We start from the raw sequence: 15,507 nt of genomic DNA, 5'->3' as shown, positions 1-15,507 counted from the left end.
ATCATGATGAAAGGCCAACTCGCCGGCTTGATGAAGCAAGCCCAGGCGATGCAGGACAACCTGAAGAAGGCGCAGGAAGAGCTCGCCAACATCGAGGTCGAGGGCCAGAGCGGCGCCGGCCTAGTGAAGGTCGTCATGACCTGCAAGAACGAGGTCCGCCGCGTGACCATCGACCCCAGCCTGCTGGCCGATGACAAGGACATGCTGGAAGACCTCGTGGCTGCCGCCTTCAACGACGCCGTGCGCCGCGCCGAGGCCACCAGTGCCGAGAAGATGGGCAAGCTGACTGCCGGCATGCCGCTGCCCCCGGGCATGAAGTTCCCGTTTTGACCCACCCCCGAAGCGCTTCGCGCCTCCCCCTCAAGGGGGCGCCGCCAGTGGCCTGGCAAAGCCAGTTCCATGGCTGCCGCTTGATGGGATCGCGCCTGTGGCGGCGATCGCCTGATGACAGGGTGACTGCGGTTTGAACGCGCTGGATACCCTTGTCGAAGCGCTCAAGCGCCTGCCCGGCGTGGGCCAGAAGTCGGCCCAGCGCATGGCCTACCACTTGCTGCAGCACGACCGGCTGGCCATGCCGCGCCTGGCCGACGCGCTGACGGCGGCCGGCGAGCGCATCAAGCACTGCGAGCGCTGCCACACCTTCAGCGAGACGCCGATCTGCCCCGTCTGCGCCGACGCCGGGCGCGACGCGCGGCTGCTGTGCGTCGTTGAGACGCCGGCCGACCAGGCCGCGCTGGAACGCACCGGCTCCTACCGCGGGTACTACTTCGTGCTGCTGGGGCGCTTGAGCCCGCTGGACGGCGTGGGCACGCGCCAGATCGGCGCGGCCGAGTTACTGGCGCGGGCGGCGGAAGAGGGCGTGGAGGAGGTCATCCTCGCCACCAGCTTCACCGCCGAGGGCGAGGCCACGGCCCACGTGCTGGCCGAGGCGCTGCGCGTGCGCGGCATCAAGTCGACCCGGCTGGCGCGGGGCGTGCCGGTGGGCAGCGAACTCGAATACGTGGACCTGGGCACCATCGCCCACGCCCTGACCGACAGACGTTGAAGGACACACGATGACCATCGCCCAGATCTGCCTGCTCGTCGCCTGCATGCTGCCCATCGGTTGCGCGGGCCTGGCCAAGTCCAAGGGCTTTGGCAAGCGCCGCCGTGAGGGCGGCTTCGACAACAACCAGCCGCGCGAGTGGCTGGCGCGGCTGGACGGCTGGCAGGCGCGGGCCAACTCGGCCCAGGCCAACAGCTGGGAGGCGCTGCCTGTCTTTGTTGCCGGCCTCTTCGTGGCCTATCGGCACCAAGCCGCCCAGGCCACGGTGGACGCGCTTGCCGTCGGTTTCATCGCGGCGCGCCTGGCCTTCATCGGCCTTTATGTGGCCGACAAGGCTTCGCTGCGCTCGCTGCTTTGGACCGCCGGCCTGGCAGCCTGCGTGGCGCTGTTCTTCGTGCGCTGATCAGGGCGCCGCAGACGCAACGACATTGCCGCGGCCCTTGCCGCCGCGATCGTTGGCCAGGTCGCGCGGTGCCGCCGGCTTGGCCGCAGCCGTACGCGTCGGCGCCTTGGCCCTGGTGGCGGTCGACTTGGCCGGCGCGGCCTTGGCGACGACCGGCGCCGCGGCCGTGTAGATGACGACGGCCTGTCCCGGCTTGAAGCGCGCACCATTGCCGACCTTGTTCCACTGCGCCACCTGCTCGGCCCTGACCTTGTAGCGCGCGGCAATGCTGGCCACGGTGTCGGCCTTGCCGGCCTTGTAGGTCACCCGACGCAGCGGCGGCGCGTCGGGCGCGAGGTTCAGCGCGGCCGTGTCGGCCAGGCGCTCGGAGACGTCGTCGTGCACATGCTCGCCGCGCGGCACCAGCAGCGTGGAGCCGGCCTTGACCAGCATCTTGGGCGGGATGCGGTTGATCTCGCGCAGCAGGCTCTCCGGCATTCCGGCACGCCTGGCCGCATCGGCCGGGCTCATGGTCTTGGGCACGACCCAGGCCGTCCAGCTCGCCAGCGGGCCGCTGTTGTTGCGTTGATGGCGGGCCAGGTTCTCGGCGAAGGCGCTGGCCTGCTCGTAAGGCAGCAGCACCTGCGGCGTGGCCGCGGCCAGGATGACCGGCTTGTTCATCTGCGGGTTGAACTGCTGGAAGGTCTCCAGCGAGATGCCGGCGAGCTGGGCGGCCAGCGCCACGTCAATGTCCCGCTCGATCTTGACGCTCAGGAAGTAGGGGTGGTTGGCAACCGCCGGCAGCGCCAGCGCGTAGCGGTCGGGCGCGAACACGATGTTCTTCACGGCCTGCAGCTTGGGCACGTAGTAGCGCGTCTCGTCGGGGATCTTCAGGCTGGCGTAGTCGGTCGGCAGGCCCAGCCGCTGGTTGCGGGCGATGGCCTTCTGCACGTTGCCCTGGCCCCAGTTGTAGGCGGCCAGCGCGAGATGCCAGTCGCCGAACTGCTTGTGGAGGCGGCCGAGGTAGTCGAGTGCGGCGCGGGTGGACGCGAGCACGTCGCGGCGGTCGTCGCGGAAGATGTTCTGCTTCAGGTCGAAGTCGCGGCCCGTGGCCGGCATGAACTGCCACATGCCGGTGGCCTTGGCGCTGGAGACGGCATGCGTGACGAAGGCGCTCTCGATGAAGGGCAGCAGGGCCAGCTCGGTGGGCATGCCGCGCTTCTCGACCTCGTCGACGATGTGGAACAGGTAGCGGCTGCCGCGCGTCGTCATGCGCTCGACGTAGTCGGGCCGGGCGCTGTACCAGGCCTCGGCCTTGCGCACCCAGTCGTCGTCCAGGTCCTGCAGCTGGAAACCCTTGCGCACGCGGGCCCAGAGGTCGGCGTTGACGTCGGGGGCGTCAAGGTCGATCTTCTCTCCAGGGCGCAGGTTGTCCTCCAGCAGGTCGGCCGCGATGTTGCGGGCCGGGGCCTGTGAAATCTGGGGAGCCGGCGTGGGGCTGGGTTCGGCGGCGGGCGCCAGGGCCGCCGGGGCGGCGAGGCTGGGCTCGGCGGGCGGGGTGGTGGCGCAGGCGGCCAGCAGCAGCGCGAGCACCAGCGGGGACAGGCGGTGGATCAAGGTCATCGGAATCCGTTCTTCCATTCGCGCAGCGTGGCGAACACGTCGACCGGGCTGGGCTCGGCCGGGAGTTTGAGGGGGGCTTGGCGGCGGGCGGCTTCCGCCAGGGCCGGCTCGGTACAGCGCAGGAAAGGGTTGATGCGAATTTCGTTGCCGATGCGGCCCGGCAGCGTGGGCCGGCCGGCGGCGCGTTCAGCCTCGCACCAGGCGGCGTAGCCCGCCAGCGCGGCGTTGGCGGGGTCCACCTCGCGGGCGAAGCGCAGGTTGGACAGGGTGTACTCGTGGGCGCAGCACACCCGCGTGGCCGGCGGCAGCGCGGCCAGCGACTGCAGTGAGGCATGCATTTGCGCCGGTGTGCCCTCGAACAGGCGGCCGCAGCCGGCGCTGAAGAGGGTGTCGCCGCAGAACAGCAGCGGCCCTTCCGGGCCGGCCTCGGCCGCGAAGTAGGCGATGTGGCCGGCGGTGTGGCCCGGCACGTCCAGCACGGCCAGGCGCAGACCCAGCAGTTCCACCACGTCGCCGCCCCGCAGGCGCTGCACCGGCTCAGGCATTTTCTCGCGGGCGGGTGCGTAGATGGGCCCCTGCAAGCGCGGGCGCAGCGCGTCGACGCCGCCGACGTGATCGCCGTGGTGGTGGGTCAATAGAATGCCGGCCAGCGTCAGCCCCCGGGCATCGAGCGCCGCGGCCACCGGCGCGGCGTCACCGGGATCGACGACGAGGGCCTCGCGGCCGTTGTCCAGCAGCCAGAGGTAGTTGTCGTCGAATGCAGGAAGCGGCGTGAGCGTCAAACCGAGCGTCAATGGCGCCAACCCATGACAGATAAAGCGCCGAGTATAGATTTGGCAGCCTGGCTGCAGACCCCGCCCGGGCAGCATCTGCTCGCCTGGGAACAGGCCCAGGTGGACGTGGCCGTGGCCGACCTGTTCGGCTTCCATGCCTTGCAGCTCGGCTTGCCCGAACTCGACGGTCTGTTGACCAACCGCATGCCGCACCGCTGGCTGGCCGGCCGCGACCGCGGTTGCGATGTCCAGTGCGACTTCGACGCGCTGCCCTTCGAGAGCGCCAGCCTCGATCTCGTGCTGCTGCCCCACGCGCTGGAACTGGCCTGCGACGCCCATGCGCTGCTGCGCGAGGTGGAGCGCGTGCTGCGGCCGGAAGGCCGGCTCATCGTCTTCGGCCTGAACCCGGCCAGCCTCTGGGGGCTGCGCCAGAAGCTGGGGCGCCTGAGAAGCCGCGGCGAGCCTTATCTGCCCCGTGACGGCGACTTCATCGGCTACTGGCGCCTGCGCGACTGGCTCAAGCTGCTGAGCTTCGACGTCGAGGCGGCGCGCTTCGGCGTCTACCGCCCGCCGCTGCGTTCCGAGGCCTGGCTGCAGCGCTGGCGTTGGGTCGACGGTGTCGGCTCGCGCTGGTGGCCGGTGCTGGGCGCCGTCTATTTCATCCAGGCGGTCAAGCGCGTGCAGGGCATGCGCATGATCGGCCTGTCCAGGAACAAGCGCCTGGCCGCCAGCAAGGCACCGGCCGTGGCACTCAACAACCATCACAAGAAGAAATGACAGAAGCACACAAGCCTGCCGTCGCCATCAAGCGGCCGCAGGTCACGGTCTACACGGACGGCGCCTGCAAGGGCAACCCGGGCCCCGGCGGCTGGGGCGCCTGGCTGTCCAGTGGTGGCCACGACAAGGAACTCTTCGGCGGCGAGCGCGAGACGACCAACAACCGCATGGAGCTGACCGCCCCCATCGAGGCCCTGGCCTCGCTCAAGCGCAGCTGCGACGTCGTCATCTACATGGACAGCGAGTACGTGCGCAAGGGGATCACCGAGTGGATCCACAACTGGCATCGCCGCGGCTGGAAGACGGCCGACGGCAAGCCGGTCAAGAACGCCGACCTCTGGCAGCGGCTGGACGGGCTGCGCAAGCTGCATCATGTGGATTGGCGCTGGGTCAAGGGACATGCCGGCGACCCCGGCAACGAGCGCGCCGACATGCTGGCGAACAAGGGCGTGGCTTCGATCAGTAAAGTGCGCGCCACCTGAGTCTTCCACGGACCCTGCCCATGAAGTTGCTGCCCCCGCTGATTGCGCTGCTGTTCGCCAGCGCCGCCCAGGCCCAGACCTACACCGTGATCTGCGCCAAGGTGGCCTGCGGCCAGCTCAAGGTCGCCGAGACGGCCGGACGGCTGGATGTGGACTACAGCTACCGCAACAACGGCCGAGGCCCCGACCAGAAGGAAGTGTTGGACTTCGCGCCAGACGGTGCCTGGCTGGGCTACCGCACCGAGGGCGTGTCCACCTACGGCGCTCGCATCGACGAAACCTTCGAGCTGAAGGACGGCCGCGCCAGTTGGCGCTCGCCGGTGGACCGTGGCGAGCGTCCCGGCGCCGGGCGAGAACTGGTCTACCTGCCCGTGCAGGCCAGCCCCGCCTGGGCCGCCAAGGTCGCGCAGACCTTGTTGCAGCGCCCCGGCCAGCGCGCCGCCGCGCTGCCGGTGGGCCAGCTGGGCATCGAACGCGTGCAGACGCTCAAGCCCACCGGCGCGAGCTTCGAGGTGGGCCTCTACGCCGTCGATGGCCTGGACCTGGAGCCGAGCTATCTGTGGCTGCGGGAGGACAACCGCAGTCTGTTCGCCCAGGTGTCGCCGGGCTGGGGCGGCACGATGCTGCAGGGCTTCGAAGCCGAGATGGATCGCCTGTCCGATGCGCAGAAGGCTGCCCAGCTGGCTCGGCTGGAGCGGCTGGCCAAGACCTTGCCCAAGCCGCTGCCGGGGCTGACCGTCATCGAGGGCGTGCGCTGGTTCGACTCGCAGGCCGCCCGGCTGCGCGGGCCGTCGGATGTGTACCTGTACGAGGGCCGCATTGCGGCGATCGCCAAGCCAGGCAGCCTGAAGAACGCCGAGCCGGCCCAGCGCATCGCAGGCCGTGGCCGTACGCTGCTGCCCGGCTTCGTCGACATGCACGCCCACCTGGACGCCAGTGCGCTGCTGCTGAACCTCGCCGCGGGCGTGACCGCGGTGCGCGACGTCGGCAACAGCAATGCCGACCTGGCCGAGCTGCGCGGCCGCATCGAGCGCGGCGAGGTGCTGGGCCCGCGCATCGCTGCCAACGGCTTCATCGAAGGCAAGAGCCCGTTCTCGTCGCAGGCCGACTTCGTGCCCGACAACCTGCCCGATGCGCTGGCCGCCATCGACTGGTACGCCGCCCATGGCTACCGCCAGCTCAAGCTCTACAACTCCATCCGGCCCGAATGGGTGAAGCCCATGGTGGCCCATGCCCGCGAGCTGGGGCTGCGCACCGGCGGCCATGTGCCGGCCTTCATGACGGCGCGCGAGGCCGTGGAGGCGGGCTACGACGAGCTGCACCACATCAACCAGGTGACGCTGAACTTCCTCGTCGGCAAGGGCGACGACACGCGCACGCTGCTGCGCTTCAACCTGCCCGGCGACAAGGCCGCCGACCTCAGGCTCAACGACCGCCGTACCCAGGACTTTCTCGCGCTGCTGAAGAAGAAGGGCACCGTAGTCGATGCGACGATGACGGCCTTCGAGGGCACCTACACCCAGCGCCAGGGGCAGCCCAGCCCCAGCTACGCGATGGTGGCAGCCAACCTGCCGGCCGTCATCCAGCGCGCCTACCTGTCTGCCGAGGTCGACATGGACGACGCCAAGGCCAGGCGCTGGGGCGCGAGCTGGAAGGTCATGATGGACCTGCTGCGCCGCATGCACGCGGCCGGCATCCCGCTGGTGGCCGGCACCGATGCAACGCCAGGCTTCGCCTTCCAGCGCGAGCTGGAGCTCTATGTCCAGGCCGGCATCCCGGCCGCCCAGGCACTAAAGATCGCCACCTGGAACGGCGCGAAGTACAGCGACCGGCTGAGCGAGATCGGCAGCATCGAGGTGGCCAAGCGGGCGGATCTCGTGCTGGTGGACGGCGACCCGGTGGCCGACATCCGCGCCATCCGGCGCGTTGCGCTGGTCATCAAGGGCGAGCAGGCGATGGCGCCGTCGGCGCTGTTCCAGGCCATGGGCATCCTTCCTTTCGTGCCTGCCGCGGACATCACGAAGTGAAACGCCTTGCCGCACTGCTGCTGGCCCTGCCGCTGCTCGCCCAGGCCGATGCGACGCTGCGCTTCTGCGCCGCCGGCAGCCCCAAGACCTTCGACCCAGCGATGACCGATAGCGGCATCGACCATGTCGCCCATCTTCCCGTCTTCAGCACGCTGATCGAGGTCAAGCGCGGCACGGACCAGCTCATCCCCGGCCTGGCCACCAGCTGGAGCGTCAGCCCCGACGGCCTGGCCTACACCCTGGAGCTGCGCCGCGGTGTCACCTGGCACATTGCGGAGGGCTTCAAGCCGACACGCGAGTTCAATGCCGACGACGTGGTCTTCACCTTCGGCCGCCTGCTCAGCCGGGACAGCGAATTCGCCAAGGCCTTCCCGAGCGTGTCGCCCTATGTCGTGTCCTTCGGCTGGGAGAAGCTCATCCGCAGGGTCGAGAAGCGGGGCGAGTACCAGGTCCGCATCACGCTGGCCGAGCGGGATGCGTCCTTCCTGTCGGCGCTGAGCTTCGCGTTCACGATGATCCAGTCGGCCGAGCTGGGGGCCCAGCTGCTCAAGGCCGGCACGCCGCAGCGCATCGCGCAGATGCCTGTCGGCACCGGCCCTTTCCAGTTCAAAAGCTTCCGTGCCGACAGCGTCATCCGCTACGTGAAGCATCCGAGCTGGTGGCGCAAGGACGAGCGGCCGCGCGCCGACCAGCTCGTCTACGCCATCACCCCCGATGCCAGCGTTCGTGCCCAGCGCCTCAGGCGCGACGAGTGCGACATCGCAGCCCCCGTCGGCCCGGCCGAGCTGGACGAGCTGAAGAAGGACCCCGCCATCAAGCTCGCCACCGCGCCGGGCATGAACGTCGGCATCCTGGCCTACAACACCCGGCGCCCGGCGCTGGCCAAGGTCGAGGTGCGCCAGGCGCTGGACATGGCCATCGACAAGGCCGCCATCGTGCGCACCGTCTATGGCGACGCGGGCGTGCTGGCCAGCAGCGTCATCCCGGCCGCCAACTGGGCGCACGACGCGACGCTCAAGCCCGTGCCCCACGACCCCGCCAAGGCCAGGGCCCTGCTGCAAAAGGCCGGCGTGCTGCCGCTGGACATCACGCTGTGGGCCATGCCCGTGGTGCGTGCCTACAACCCCAACGGCCAGCGCATGGCGCAGATGATCCAGGCCGACTGGGCCAAGGTGGGCGTCAACGCGCGCATCGTCAGCTACGAATGGGGCGAGTACCTGCGCCGCATCGACGCCGGCGAGCACGATGCGGCCTTGAGCGGCTGGAACGGCGACCCCGAGCCCGCCAACACAGCCGGCCAGCTCGCCTGCGGCTCGGCCAGCGGCAGCTTCTGGTGCAGCCCGGCCTACGACAAGCTGCTCGCCGAGGCCCGCCAGGCCTTGAAGCAGGAAGACCGCAAGGCCCTCTACGCCAAGGCCCAGCGCATCGCGATGACCGAGCTGCCCTGGAGCCCGATAGCCCACGGTCGCCTGGCCGTGCCGGAGCGCGCAGCGGTCAAGGGCTTCATCCTGGACCTGGATGGCGGCATGTATTTCGACGGCGTATTGCCGCGCTAACAAGGAACGACGAGATGACCATCAAGAGCGACAAATGGATCCGCCGCATGTGCGAGCAGCACGGCATGATTGAGCCCTTCGAGCCCGGCCAGGTGCGCCAGGTGGATGGCCGCAAGGTCATCAGCTACGGCACCAGCAGCTACGGCTACGACATCCGCTGCGCGCCCGAGTTCAAGGTCTTCACCAACATCCACAGCACCGTGGTGGACCCGAAGAACTTCGACGAGAACAGCTTCGTCGACGTCAACAAGGACGTCTGCATCATCCCGCCCAACAGCTTCGCGCTGGCGCGCACGATGGAGTACTTCCGCATCCCGCGCAATGTGCTGACGGTCTGCCTGGGCAAGAGCACCTACGCCCGCTGCGGCATCATCGTCAACGTGACACCTTTTGAGCCCGAGTGGGAAGGCTATGTGACGCTGGAGTTCAGCAACACCACGCCGCTGCCGGCCAAGATCTATGCGGGCGAGGGCTGCGCCCAGGTGCTGTTCTTCGAGAGCGACGAGGTCTGCGAGACCAGCTACAAGGACCGCGGCGGCAAGTACCAGGGGCAGGTGGGCGTCACATTGCCGAAGGCTTGAAATTGACAGCCCCTCGTCCGGTCACGCACCGCTGAACGCAGGCGTGCCCAGCCTGGACCGCGCTGCGGCAGGCACAGGCCGTCCACCGGACGCCCTGTGTCCAGCCTCAGCCCCCGAGGGGACGGCTTGGGAGCGGCCCGGCGCTCGGCCCGCAAGTACGACACCACTCACCTGCTCATCGTCGTCAGGTAGCGCGTCAGGCCAACGCGCCCGGCCCGCATCACCCTTTTGTGGTTCCACCGGAACAACGGCGCCAGCAGCGGCGCCGTCCAGCGCAGCAGGCCTGGCGGCAGCGTCACGCGCCACACGAACGTCACGTCGGTGTGCCCGCCCGCCTCCGGCAGCGCCTGGTGCAGCAGCCAGATGCCTTCTCCGGCCAGCGTGCCGCCCGCCCGGGCGCGCAGGCGCTGCTCGCGCAGCACCTCGGTTACTTCCAGCACCAGGTGCAGCCGGTAGCCCAGGCCGGTGCGGAAGCTGATCTGTTGCCGGCGGCCCACGCCCTGGGCGTCGCCATTCGTCAACCGCTTCACGCCGACGACGCCCGGCCACCAGCGCGGCCAGTGCTCGGTTTCGGTAACGGCCCGCCAGACTTGCGGCACTGGCGCGTCCAGGCGCCAGTGGCTGACGAGGTCGAAGTAGGCGGTCTGAGGCATGCGAAAGGGATACGTCGGGATGGTCAGGGTAGATGCCGGGGATTAGGCTGCATCCGGTTCGGCAACCGCTGCGTAGACCCCCCCATGACCTCGCCCTCCGCCACACCTGCCCAGGCCCGCGCCATCCGCCGGCGCCTGCTGGAGCGGGTGGCCGACACCGACGACAGCCACCTGACCGTGCCCGCGGGCGGGGCCGGCTGGCAGCCTTTCGGCGACGGCGTGAAGATCAAGGTCTTGCATGAGAGCGACGGCATTCTGAGCTATCTGCTGCGCTTCGCGCCCGGCGCGCGGCTGGAAGCCCACCGCCACCCGGTCGACGAGGAATGCCTGGTGCTGGAGGGCGTGCTCAAGGTCGGCAGCCAGATCGAAGTCGGCCCCGGTGGCTACCACCTGGCCCGTGCCGGCAGCCTGCACGCGAGCATCGGCACCGAGACGGGCGCCACCATCTTCCTGCGCGGCGCCGAGCCGCATGTGGACCAACTGCTGGTTTGAGGACATCCCATGACCCTGCCACATCCCACCGAAGACGGCGACGAGCCGCCCAGTCCGGCGCTGCTGTTCGATGACGTCGAGCTGCGCGATGCCGACGCGGAGGAGGGCTGCCAGGCCGGGGAGGCGGCCGCCAGGCCAGGCTGCGCATCGCTGGACGACGCGCAGCTCGCCGCCTGGATTGCCGCCATCGTCGACCACGACGAGCGGGCGCTGATGGCGCTGTACGAGGCCACGCTGTCGCGTGTCTACGGCCTGGTGCTGCGTCTGGTGCGCCGCCCACAACTGGCCGAGGAGGTGGCCGAGGAAGTCTTCTTCCAGGTCTGGCGCCAGGCGCCGCGCTTCGACGCCGCACGCGGCCGGCCGTTGACCTGGCTGCTGGGCATGGCCCGCTCGCGCGCCATCGACGCCATCCGCCGCGAGGCCCGTTTCCAGCACGACGAGCTGGACGAGGAGAGCGTGCCGCTGTCCGCGCCGGCCGCCGAGTCCGGCGACGAGCTGCTGGCCGTGGCTCAGGGCCACGCCGAGCTGCACCGCGCGCTGCTGCTGCTCAAGCCCCAGCCGCGCCAGCTGGTGGCGCTGGCCTTCTTCAACGGCCTGTCGCACGAGGAAATTGCCAGCCAGACCCGTCTGCCGCTGGGCACCGTCAAGTCGCAGATCCGCCGCGCCCTCGTCACGCTGCGCGAGGCGCTGGGCGACACTGGCATGCATGCGCTGCCGGCCTGAGGGGGATGCCATGACCACGATGCCTGCCACCCCGGAATCCAATGACGACGAGCTGAGCCCCCTGCTCAGCGAGCCCTTCGCGAGCGCCTGGGCTGCGCCGGCTGCGCCCGGCCGCCTCGGCGAGCGGCTGAACAGCCGCCTGCAGCAATCCCTCGATGCCGAACGCGGCATGGTCACCGTGCGGCGGCGCCGCAGAGTGGCCGAGCCGCTGGCCGCGGGCGTGCTGCGCCATTGGCTGTACCGCGCGCCGCCGGGCCGCGCGCTGCGTCCCGGCGAGCCGCGCGCGACCAGCCTCGTCGAGCTGCAGGCCGGTGCCAGCCTGGCGCTGCCGGCGGGTGGCGTGCGCGAGTTCCTGGTCGTGCGCGGCAGCGCCGAGGTCGATGGCGAGCCCCTGGGCCTGCGCGACTTTCTGCTGCTGCCTGCTGGCGGCGCGCCGCGGCTGACCAGTCGCGACGGCGCCCACGTCTTCGTGCGCGAGGCCGATGGCGATGCCGGCACGCGCACGCTGGTGCGCGACGTCGAGGCCGGCTGGCCCGAGTTCGCGCCCGGCATCCGCCGCCGCGTGCTGTGGAGCGGCGGCGGCCAGTCCGCGCTGCTGTACCGCGCCGACCCCGGCGCCAGCGTGCCCGGCCATGGCCATGGCCACGACGAGGAATGCTTGATGGTGCAGGGCGAGCTCTTCCTGGACGACGTGCTGCTGCAGCAGGGCGACTACCAGCTCGCCCCTGCCGGCACCGGGCACCGCGTCACCGAGACCGACACCGGCGTCATCCTCTACGCCCACGGCGACCTCGATCTGCAGTTCACTTGAGCGGCATCAGCGGCGGATAAAGGTGGCTTTTCCACCTTTATCCGCCCTTCAGTTTTTGAAGGCCCCGGCACGATGGCGGCACACGCCAGAAGTCCGCCGAGGCCCGCCATGCTCATCCCGCTGCACTTGATTCCCATCCCCGCCGACGAACCCCGCGGCCTGGGCGATCCGGGCCATGTCTACAGCGGCCTGAAGATCGCCCAGGGCGTGCATCTGGGCGACATCCGCGCCCTGGGCCTGACGGTGGCCGGTGCCACCGGCGGTCCGGTCAGCAGCGCCGACCTGCTGCGCTTCGGACAGCTGATGAACGACGCCGGGCTGGCCATCAACCCCACCCGCATGCTTTACGACCGCCAGTACGCCTTCGAGCGCCTGGCCGACGGCCACTGCAGCGAGCACCCGGGCCTGCGCGAGCTGGCGCTGGATCTGTTCGAGGCCTACCAGGCCGCGGGCGAATGGATAGGCCTGGCTCACTGAGGGGGTGAGCGTCCCCTGATCACGGGGCTTTCCCCAGGCCGAAGCCTGCCTTTCCTCACCCGGGGTTTCCGGCGCAGCCGGGGTACGCTGGCGGTTTTGCCTTTTCGCCGAACCGCTCCATGAATCGTCACTCCCTCACGCTGCTGGCCGCTGCTGCGCTGGCCGCGTCCACCGCCCATGCCGACGAAGGCATGTGGATGCCCAAGCAACTGCCGCAGATCGCCAAGGCCCTGAAGGCCGGCGGCCTGGCGCTGGACCCCGCCAAGCTCAAGGAGCTGACCGACTTCCCGATGGGTGCGGTCGTGGGCATTCCCGGCTGCACGGCCAGCTTCGTGTCGCCGCAGGGCCTGGCGGTCACCAACCACCACTGCGCCTACGGCAGCATCCAGTACAACTCCAAGCCCGACCGTGACCTGCTGAAGAACGGCTTCTACGCTGCCACGCTGGCCGACGAGCTGCCCGCCGCGCCCGGCACCCGCATGTGGGTGACCGTGGACATGAAGGACGTCAGCGCCGAGATCCTGAACGACAAGACCCGCGCGCTGACCGGCAAGGCCCGCACTGACGCCATCGAGACGAGCCAGAAGAGCCTCGTGGCCGCCTGCGAGGCCGACAAGGGCCACCGCTGCACCGTCCATGCCTTCTTCGGCGGCCTGCAGTACCAGCTCATCAAGCAGCTGGAGATCCGCGACGTGCGACTGGTGCATGCGCCGGCCACCGGCGTCGGCCTGTTCGGCGGCGACGCCGACAACTGGGTCTGGCCGCGCCACACCGGCGACTACAGCTTTTACCGCGCCTATGTCGGCGCGGACGGCAAGCCGGCCGATTTCAGCAAGGACAACCGGCCCTACGCGCCCAAGCACCACCTGAAGATGCCCAGCAGCCCGCTGAACGCCGGCGACTTCGTCATGGTGGCCGGCTACCCGGGCGGCACCGACCGTCACCGCCTGCCGCGCGAAGTCGACTTCGCCTTCGGCTGGCAACAGCCGGCGCTGACCAAGGCCATGGGCGAGGCCATCGACCTCATCAAGGCCGAGACCGCCGGCCGCCGCGATGGCGAGATCAAGATGGCGGCCCGCATGCAGGGCCTGCAGAACTACTACAAGAACCTGCAGGGCCAGCAGCAGAGCTTTGAGGGCAGCGACATCCTCGCCCGCAAGCAGGCCGAGTTCGACAAGCTCAAGGCCTGGGCCAATGGCACGCCCGAACGCAGGGCGCGCTACGGCGCCGACATCGCCGCCACCGAGAGCCTGCTGGCCGAGCGCCAGGCCATCCAGCGTGCCGAGTACCTGGCCAACTTCATCACGCCGGCGCTGCTGAGCTCCGCCCGCCAGCTCTACCTGGCGGCGCAGGAACGCGCCAAGCCCGACGCCGAGCGCAAGGCAGGCTACCAGGAGCGCGACCTGCCGCGCCTGCGCGCGGCCCAGCAGCAACTGGACCGCCGCTACGACGAGCAGGCCGACAAGCGCGTCGTCGTGCATTTTCTGACTCAGTACCTCGCCCAGCCGGCCGACACGCTCAACCCGGCGTGGTTGGATGCGATGGGCCTTAAGGCCGGCCAGGACGAAGCCAGCGTCCGCGCCCAGCTCGACAAGGTCTACGCCGGCAGCAAGCTGTCCGACAGCGCCCCGCGCATGGCCTGGCTGGACAAGGACGCTGCAGCCTTCAAGGCCAGCGACGACGCCTTCATCAAGGCTGCCGTGGCGCTCTATGACGATGACCGCCGCCTGGAGACCCGCGACAAGGAACTGGGCGGCAAGCTGCAAAAGGCCTATGCCGGCGTGCAGCAGGCCATGATCGACTACCACGCCAGCCGCGGCGAAGCTGTCTACCCCGATGCCAACAGCACGCTGCGCATCAGCTACGGCAAGGTCGAGGGCCGCAGCCCCGGCACCGACGGCAGCACCTGGACGCCGTTCACGACGCTGCGCGGCATCGTCGCCAAGCACAAGGGCCCTGACGAGGCCGGCGGCGAGTTCAACGCGCCCGCCGAGCAGCTTGCCGCCATCAAGGCGCGCAACTTCGGCAAGTACTACGTCAAGTCGCTGGACTCGGTGCCCGTGAACTTCCTGTCCACGCTGGACACCACCGGCGGCAACTCCGGTTCGCCCGTGCTGAACAAGAACGCCGAGCTGGTGGGCCTGCTGTTCGACGGCACGCTGGACGCGGTGATTGCCGACTGGCGCTTCGACCCCAAGATGGTTCGCAGCATCTCCCTGGATGCGCGCTACATGCTGTGGCAGATGAGCATCGTCGACAAGACGACGCGCCTGCTGCAAGAAATGGGCGTCGAGTAACCGCCTGGCGCGTCACGAGAAGACGGGTCCCGAGGGGCCCGTCTTCTCGTTCATGCGGACCGGGCGCCGGGCCGCTCCCGAGCCGCCTCCCTGGGGGCCGACCCGCACCGTCCGCATTCAGCGGGACGATGCTGGGCGAAGGCTGGGCGAAGGCTGGGCGAGGGCTCACTGTTTCTCGACGGCCTCGACCTGGATGCGCAGGCCCACATCCATCTTGAAGCCCCAGTCCTTGCCCGCACCCAGGCCGAAGTCCTCGCGGTTGAAGCTGCCGGAGGCGTCGGCGCCGCACCAGTCGCGCTTGTAGAGCGGGTGGGGCATGCACTTGAGCTGGTGGATGGTGAGCGCCAGGGGCCTGGTGCGGCCGTTCAGCGTCAGCTCGCCAACGAGCCGGCCGGGCACGCCGGCGGTGGCGCGCTCAAAGCGGCCCTTGAAGCTGGCGGTGGGCGTCTTGTTCGCCACATCGAAGAAGTCCTTGCCCTTGGCCCAGGCGTTCATCGCCTCCAGGCCGAAGTCGATGCTGGCCAGGTCCATCTGCACGTCCACGCTGCCGCTGCCACTGGCCTTGTCGTAGACGATGCTGCCACTGTTCTTCGTCAGCTTGCCGCGCCAGTTGGACATGCCCATGTGGTCGGCCTCGAAGCTGGGGTAGGTGTGGGTGGGGTCGATGTCGTAGGCGAGCGGCGCGGCGGATGCGCTGGCGGCGAGCAGAGCGGCGGCGAGCAGGGGCAGGGCTTTCATCGGGAGATCTCGGTGGATGGGGGTTCTGACAGCAACACGACGAACGGCGGTGCAGCTTTTCGACAGGCCG

17 protein-coding genes are annotated in these 15,507 nt (G+C 69.6%); 13 read left to right on the top strand and 4 right to left on the bottom strand.

The window, feature by feature from the left end; translation table 11 throughout:
• The first annotated feature begins 3 nt into the window (after positions 1 to 3).
• From AC07VX_RS22420 to AC07VX_RS22410, 3 genes are all read left to right on the top strand, one after another.
• Positions 4 to 330, top strand: a complete 327-nt coding sequence (locus tag AC07VX_RS22420) for a YbaB/EbfC family nucleoid-associated protein (protein WP_088483366.1) — start codon at positions 4 to 6, stop codon at positions 328 to 330.
• 133 nt (positions 331 to 463) lie between these two features.
• Positions 464 to 1,045 (top strand): recombination mediator RecR, encoded by a 582-nt coding sequence (gene recR, locus AC07VX_RS22415; protein ID WP_493167260.1) that lies wholly within the window; start codon positions 464 to 466, stop codon positions 1,043 to 1,045.
• 10 nt (positions 1,046 to 1,055) lie between these two features.
• Complete coding sequence (locus AC07VX_RS22410; protein ID WP_493167259.1) at positions 1,056 to 1,448, top strand: MAPEG family protein; 393 nt, start codon at positions 1,056 to 1,058, stop codon at positions 1,446 to 1,448.
• On the opposite strand, the gene AC07VX_RS22405 is transcribed toward AC07VX_RS22410, so the two are convergent.
• The gene (locus AC07VX_RS22405; RefSeq protein WP_493167258.1) at positions 1,449 to 3,050 is read right to left on the bottom strand and encodes a transglycosylase SLT domain-containing protein; all 1,602 of its coding nucleotides are present in this window, start codon (positions 3,048 to 3,050) and stop codon (positions 1,449 to 1,451) included.
• Positions 3,047 to 3,832, bottom strand: coding sequence for a hydroxyacylglutathione hydrolase (gene gloB / locus AC07VX_RS22400; protein ID WP_493167257.1), 786 nt, complete (start codon positions 3,830 to 3,832; stop codon positions 3,047 to 3,049). The genes AC07VX_RS22405 and gloB overlap by 4 nt, the downstream gene beginning before the upstream one ends.
• Before the next feature lie 51 nt (positions 3,833 to 3,883).
• On the opposite strand from gloB, the gene AC07VX_RS22395 reads away from it, so the two are divergent.
• The 5 genes from AC07VX_RS22395 to dcd are packed head-to-tail and all read left to right on the top strand — an operon-like array spanning position 3,884 to position 9,246.
• Positions 3,884 to 4,600: a class I SAM-dependent methyltransferase gene (locus tag AC07VX_RS22395; RefSeq protein WP_493167256.1), complete on the top strand. Its 717-nt coding sequence runs from the start codon at positions 3,884 to 3,886 to the stop codon at positions 4,598 to 4,600.
• Positions 4,597 to 5,082 carry a ribonuclease HI gene (gene rnhA / locus AC07VX_RS22390; RefSeq protein ID WP_493167255.1) on the top strand — a complete coding sequence of 162 codons (486 nt, stop codon included), beginning with the start codon at positions 4,597 to 4,599 and terminating at the stop codon, positions 5,080 to 5,082. The genes AC07VX_RS22395 and rnhA overlap by 4 nt, the downstream gene beginning before the upstream one ends.
• Before the next feature lie 20 nt (positions 5,083 to 5,102).
• Positions 5,103 to 7,109, top strand: a complete 2,007-nt coding sequence (locus AC07VX_RS22385; protein ID WP_493167254.1) for an amidohydrolase family protein — start codon at positions 5,103 to 5,105, stop codon at positions 7,107 to 7,109.
• A complete protein-coding gene (locus tag AC07VX_RS22380; protein WP_493167253.1) occupies positions 7,106 to 8,665 on the top strand; it encodes an ABC transporter substrate-binding protein in 1,560 nt (519 codons plus the stop codon). The genes AC07VX_RS22385 and AC07VX_RS22380 overlap by 4 nt, the downstream gene beginning before the upstream one ends.
• Positions 8,666 to 8,679: 14 nt before the next feature.
• The gene (gene dcd / locus AC07VX_RS22375) at positions 8,680 to 9,246 is read left to right on the top strand and encodes a dCTP deaminase (protein ID WP_493167252.1); all 567 of its coding nucleotides are present in this window, start codon (positions 8,680 to 8,682) and stop codon (positions 9,244 to 9,246) included.
• Between the two features lie 167 nt (positions 9,247 to 9,413).
• On the opposite strand, the gene AC07VX_RS22370 is transcribed toward dcd, so the two are convergent.
• Complete coding sequence (locus tag AC07VX_RS22370; RefSeq protein WP_493167251.1) at positions 9,414 to 9,899, bottom strand: SRPBCC family protein; 486 nt, start codon at positions 9,897 to 9,899, stop codon at positions 9,414 to 9,416.
• 84 nt (positions 9,900 to 9,983) lie between these two features.
• On the opposite strand from AC07VX_RS22370, the gene AC07VX_RS22365 reads away from it, so the two are divergent.
• The 5 genes from AC07VX_RS22365 to AC07VX_RS22345 all read left to right on the top strand — a co-directional run bounded on the left by AC07VX_RS22365 (position 9,984) and on the right by AC07VX_RS22345 (position 14,699).
• Positions 9,984 to 10,391 carry a cupin domain-containing protein gene (locus AC07VX_RS22365; RefSeq protein ID WP_493167250.1) on the top strand — a complete coding sequence of 136 codons (408 nt, stop codon included), beginning with the start codon at positions 9,984 to 9,986 and terminating at the stop codon, positions 10,389 to 10,391.
• 9 nt (positions 10,392 to 10,400) lie between these two features.
• A complete protein-coding gene (locus AC07VX_RS22360) occupies positions 10,401 to 11,114 on the top strand; it encodes a sigma-70 family RNA polymerase sigma factor (RefSeq protein WP_493167249.1) in 714 nt (237 codons plus the stop codon).
• Between the two features lie 10 nt (positions 11,115 to 11,124).
• Positions 11,125 to 11,925: a cupin domain-containing protein gene (locus AC07VX_RS22355; protein WP_493167248.1), complete on the top strand. Its 801-nt coding sequence runs from the start codon at positions 11,125 to 11,127 to the stop codon at positions 11,923 to 11,925.
• Positions 11,926 to 12,033: 108 nt separating this feature from the next.
• Entirely contained in the window at positions 12,034 to 12,402 is a 369-nt protein-coding gene (locus AC07VX_RS22350; RefSeq protein WP_493167247.1) for a hypothetical protein, read from the top strand.
• A gap of 119 nt (positions 12,403 to 12,521) precedes the next feature.
• Complete coding sequence (locus tag AC07VX_RS22345; RefSeq protein ID WP_493167246.1) at positions 12,522 to 14,699, top strand: S46 family peptidase; 2,178 nt, start codon at positions 12,522 to 12,524, stop codon at positions 14,697 to 14,699.
• Positions 14,700 to 14,864: 165 nt separating this feature from the next.
• On the opposite strand, the gene AC07VX_RS22340 is transcribed toward AC07VX_RS22345, so the two are convergent.
• Positions 14,865 to 15,437, bottom strand: a complete 573-nt coding sequence (locus tag AC07VX_RS22340; RefSeq protein WP_493167245.1) for a YceI family protein — start codon at positions 15,435 to 15,437, stop codon at positions 14,865 to 14,867.
• Positions 15,438 to 15,507: the final 70 nt, after the last annotated feature.

It is taken from the genome of Roseateles sp. GW821-FHT03B02 (genome assembly GCF_059421025.1).
Note: the sequence above shows the minus strand (reverse complement) of the source record. Positions and strands in the feature narration are given on the sequence as shown.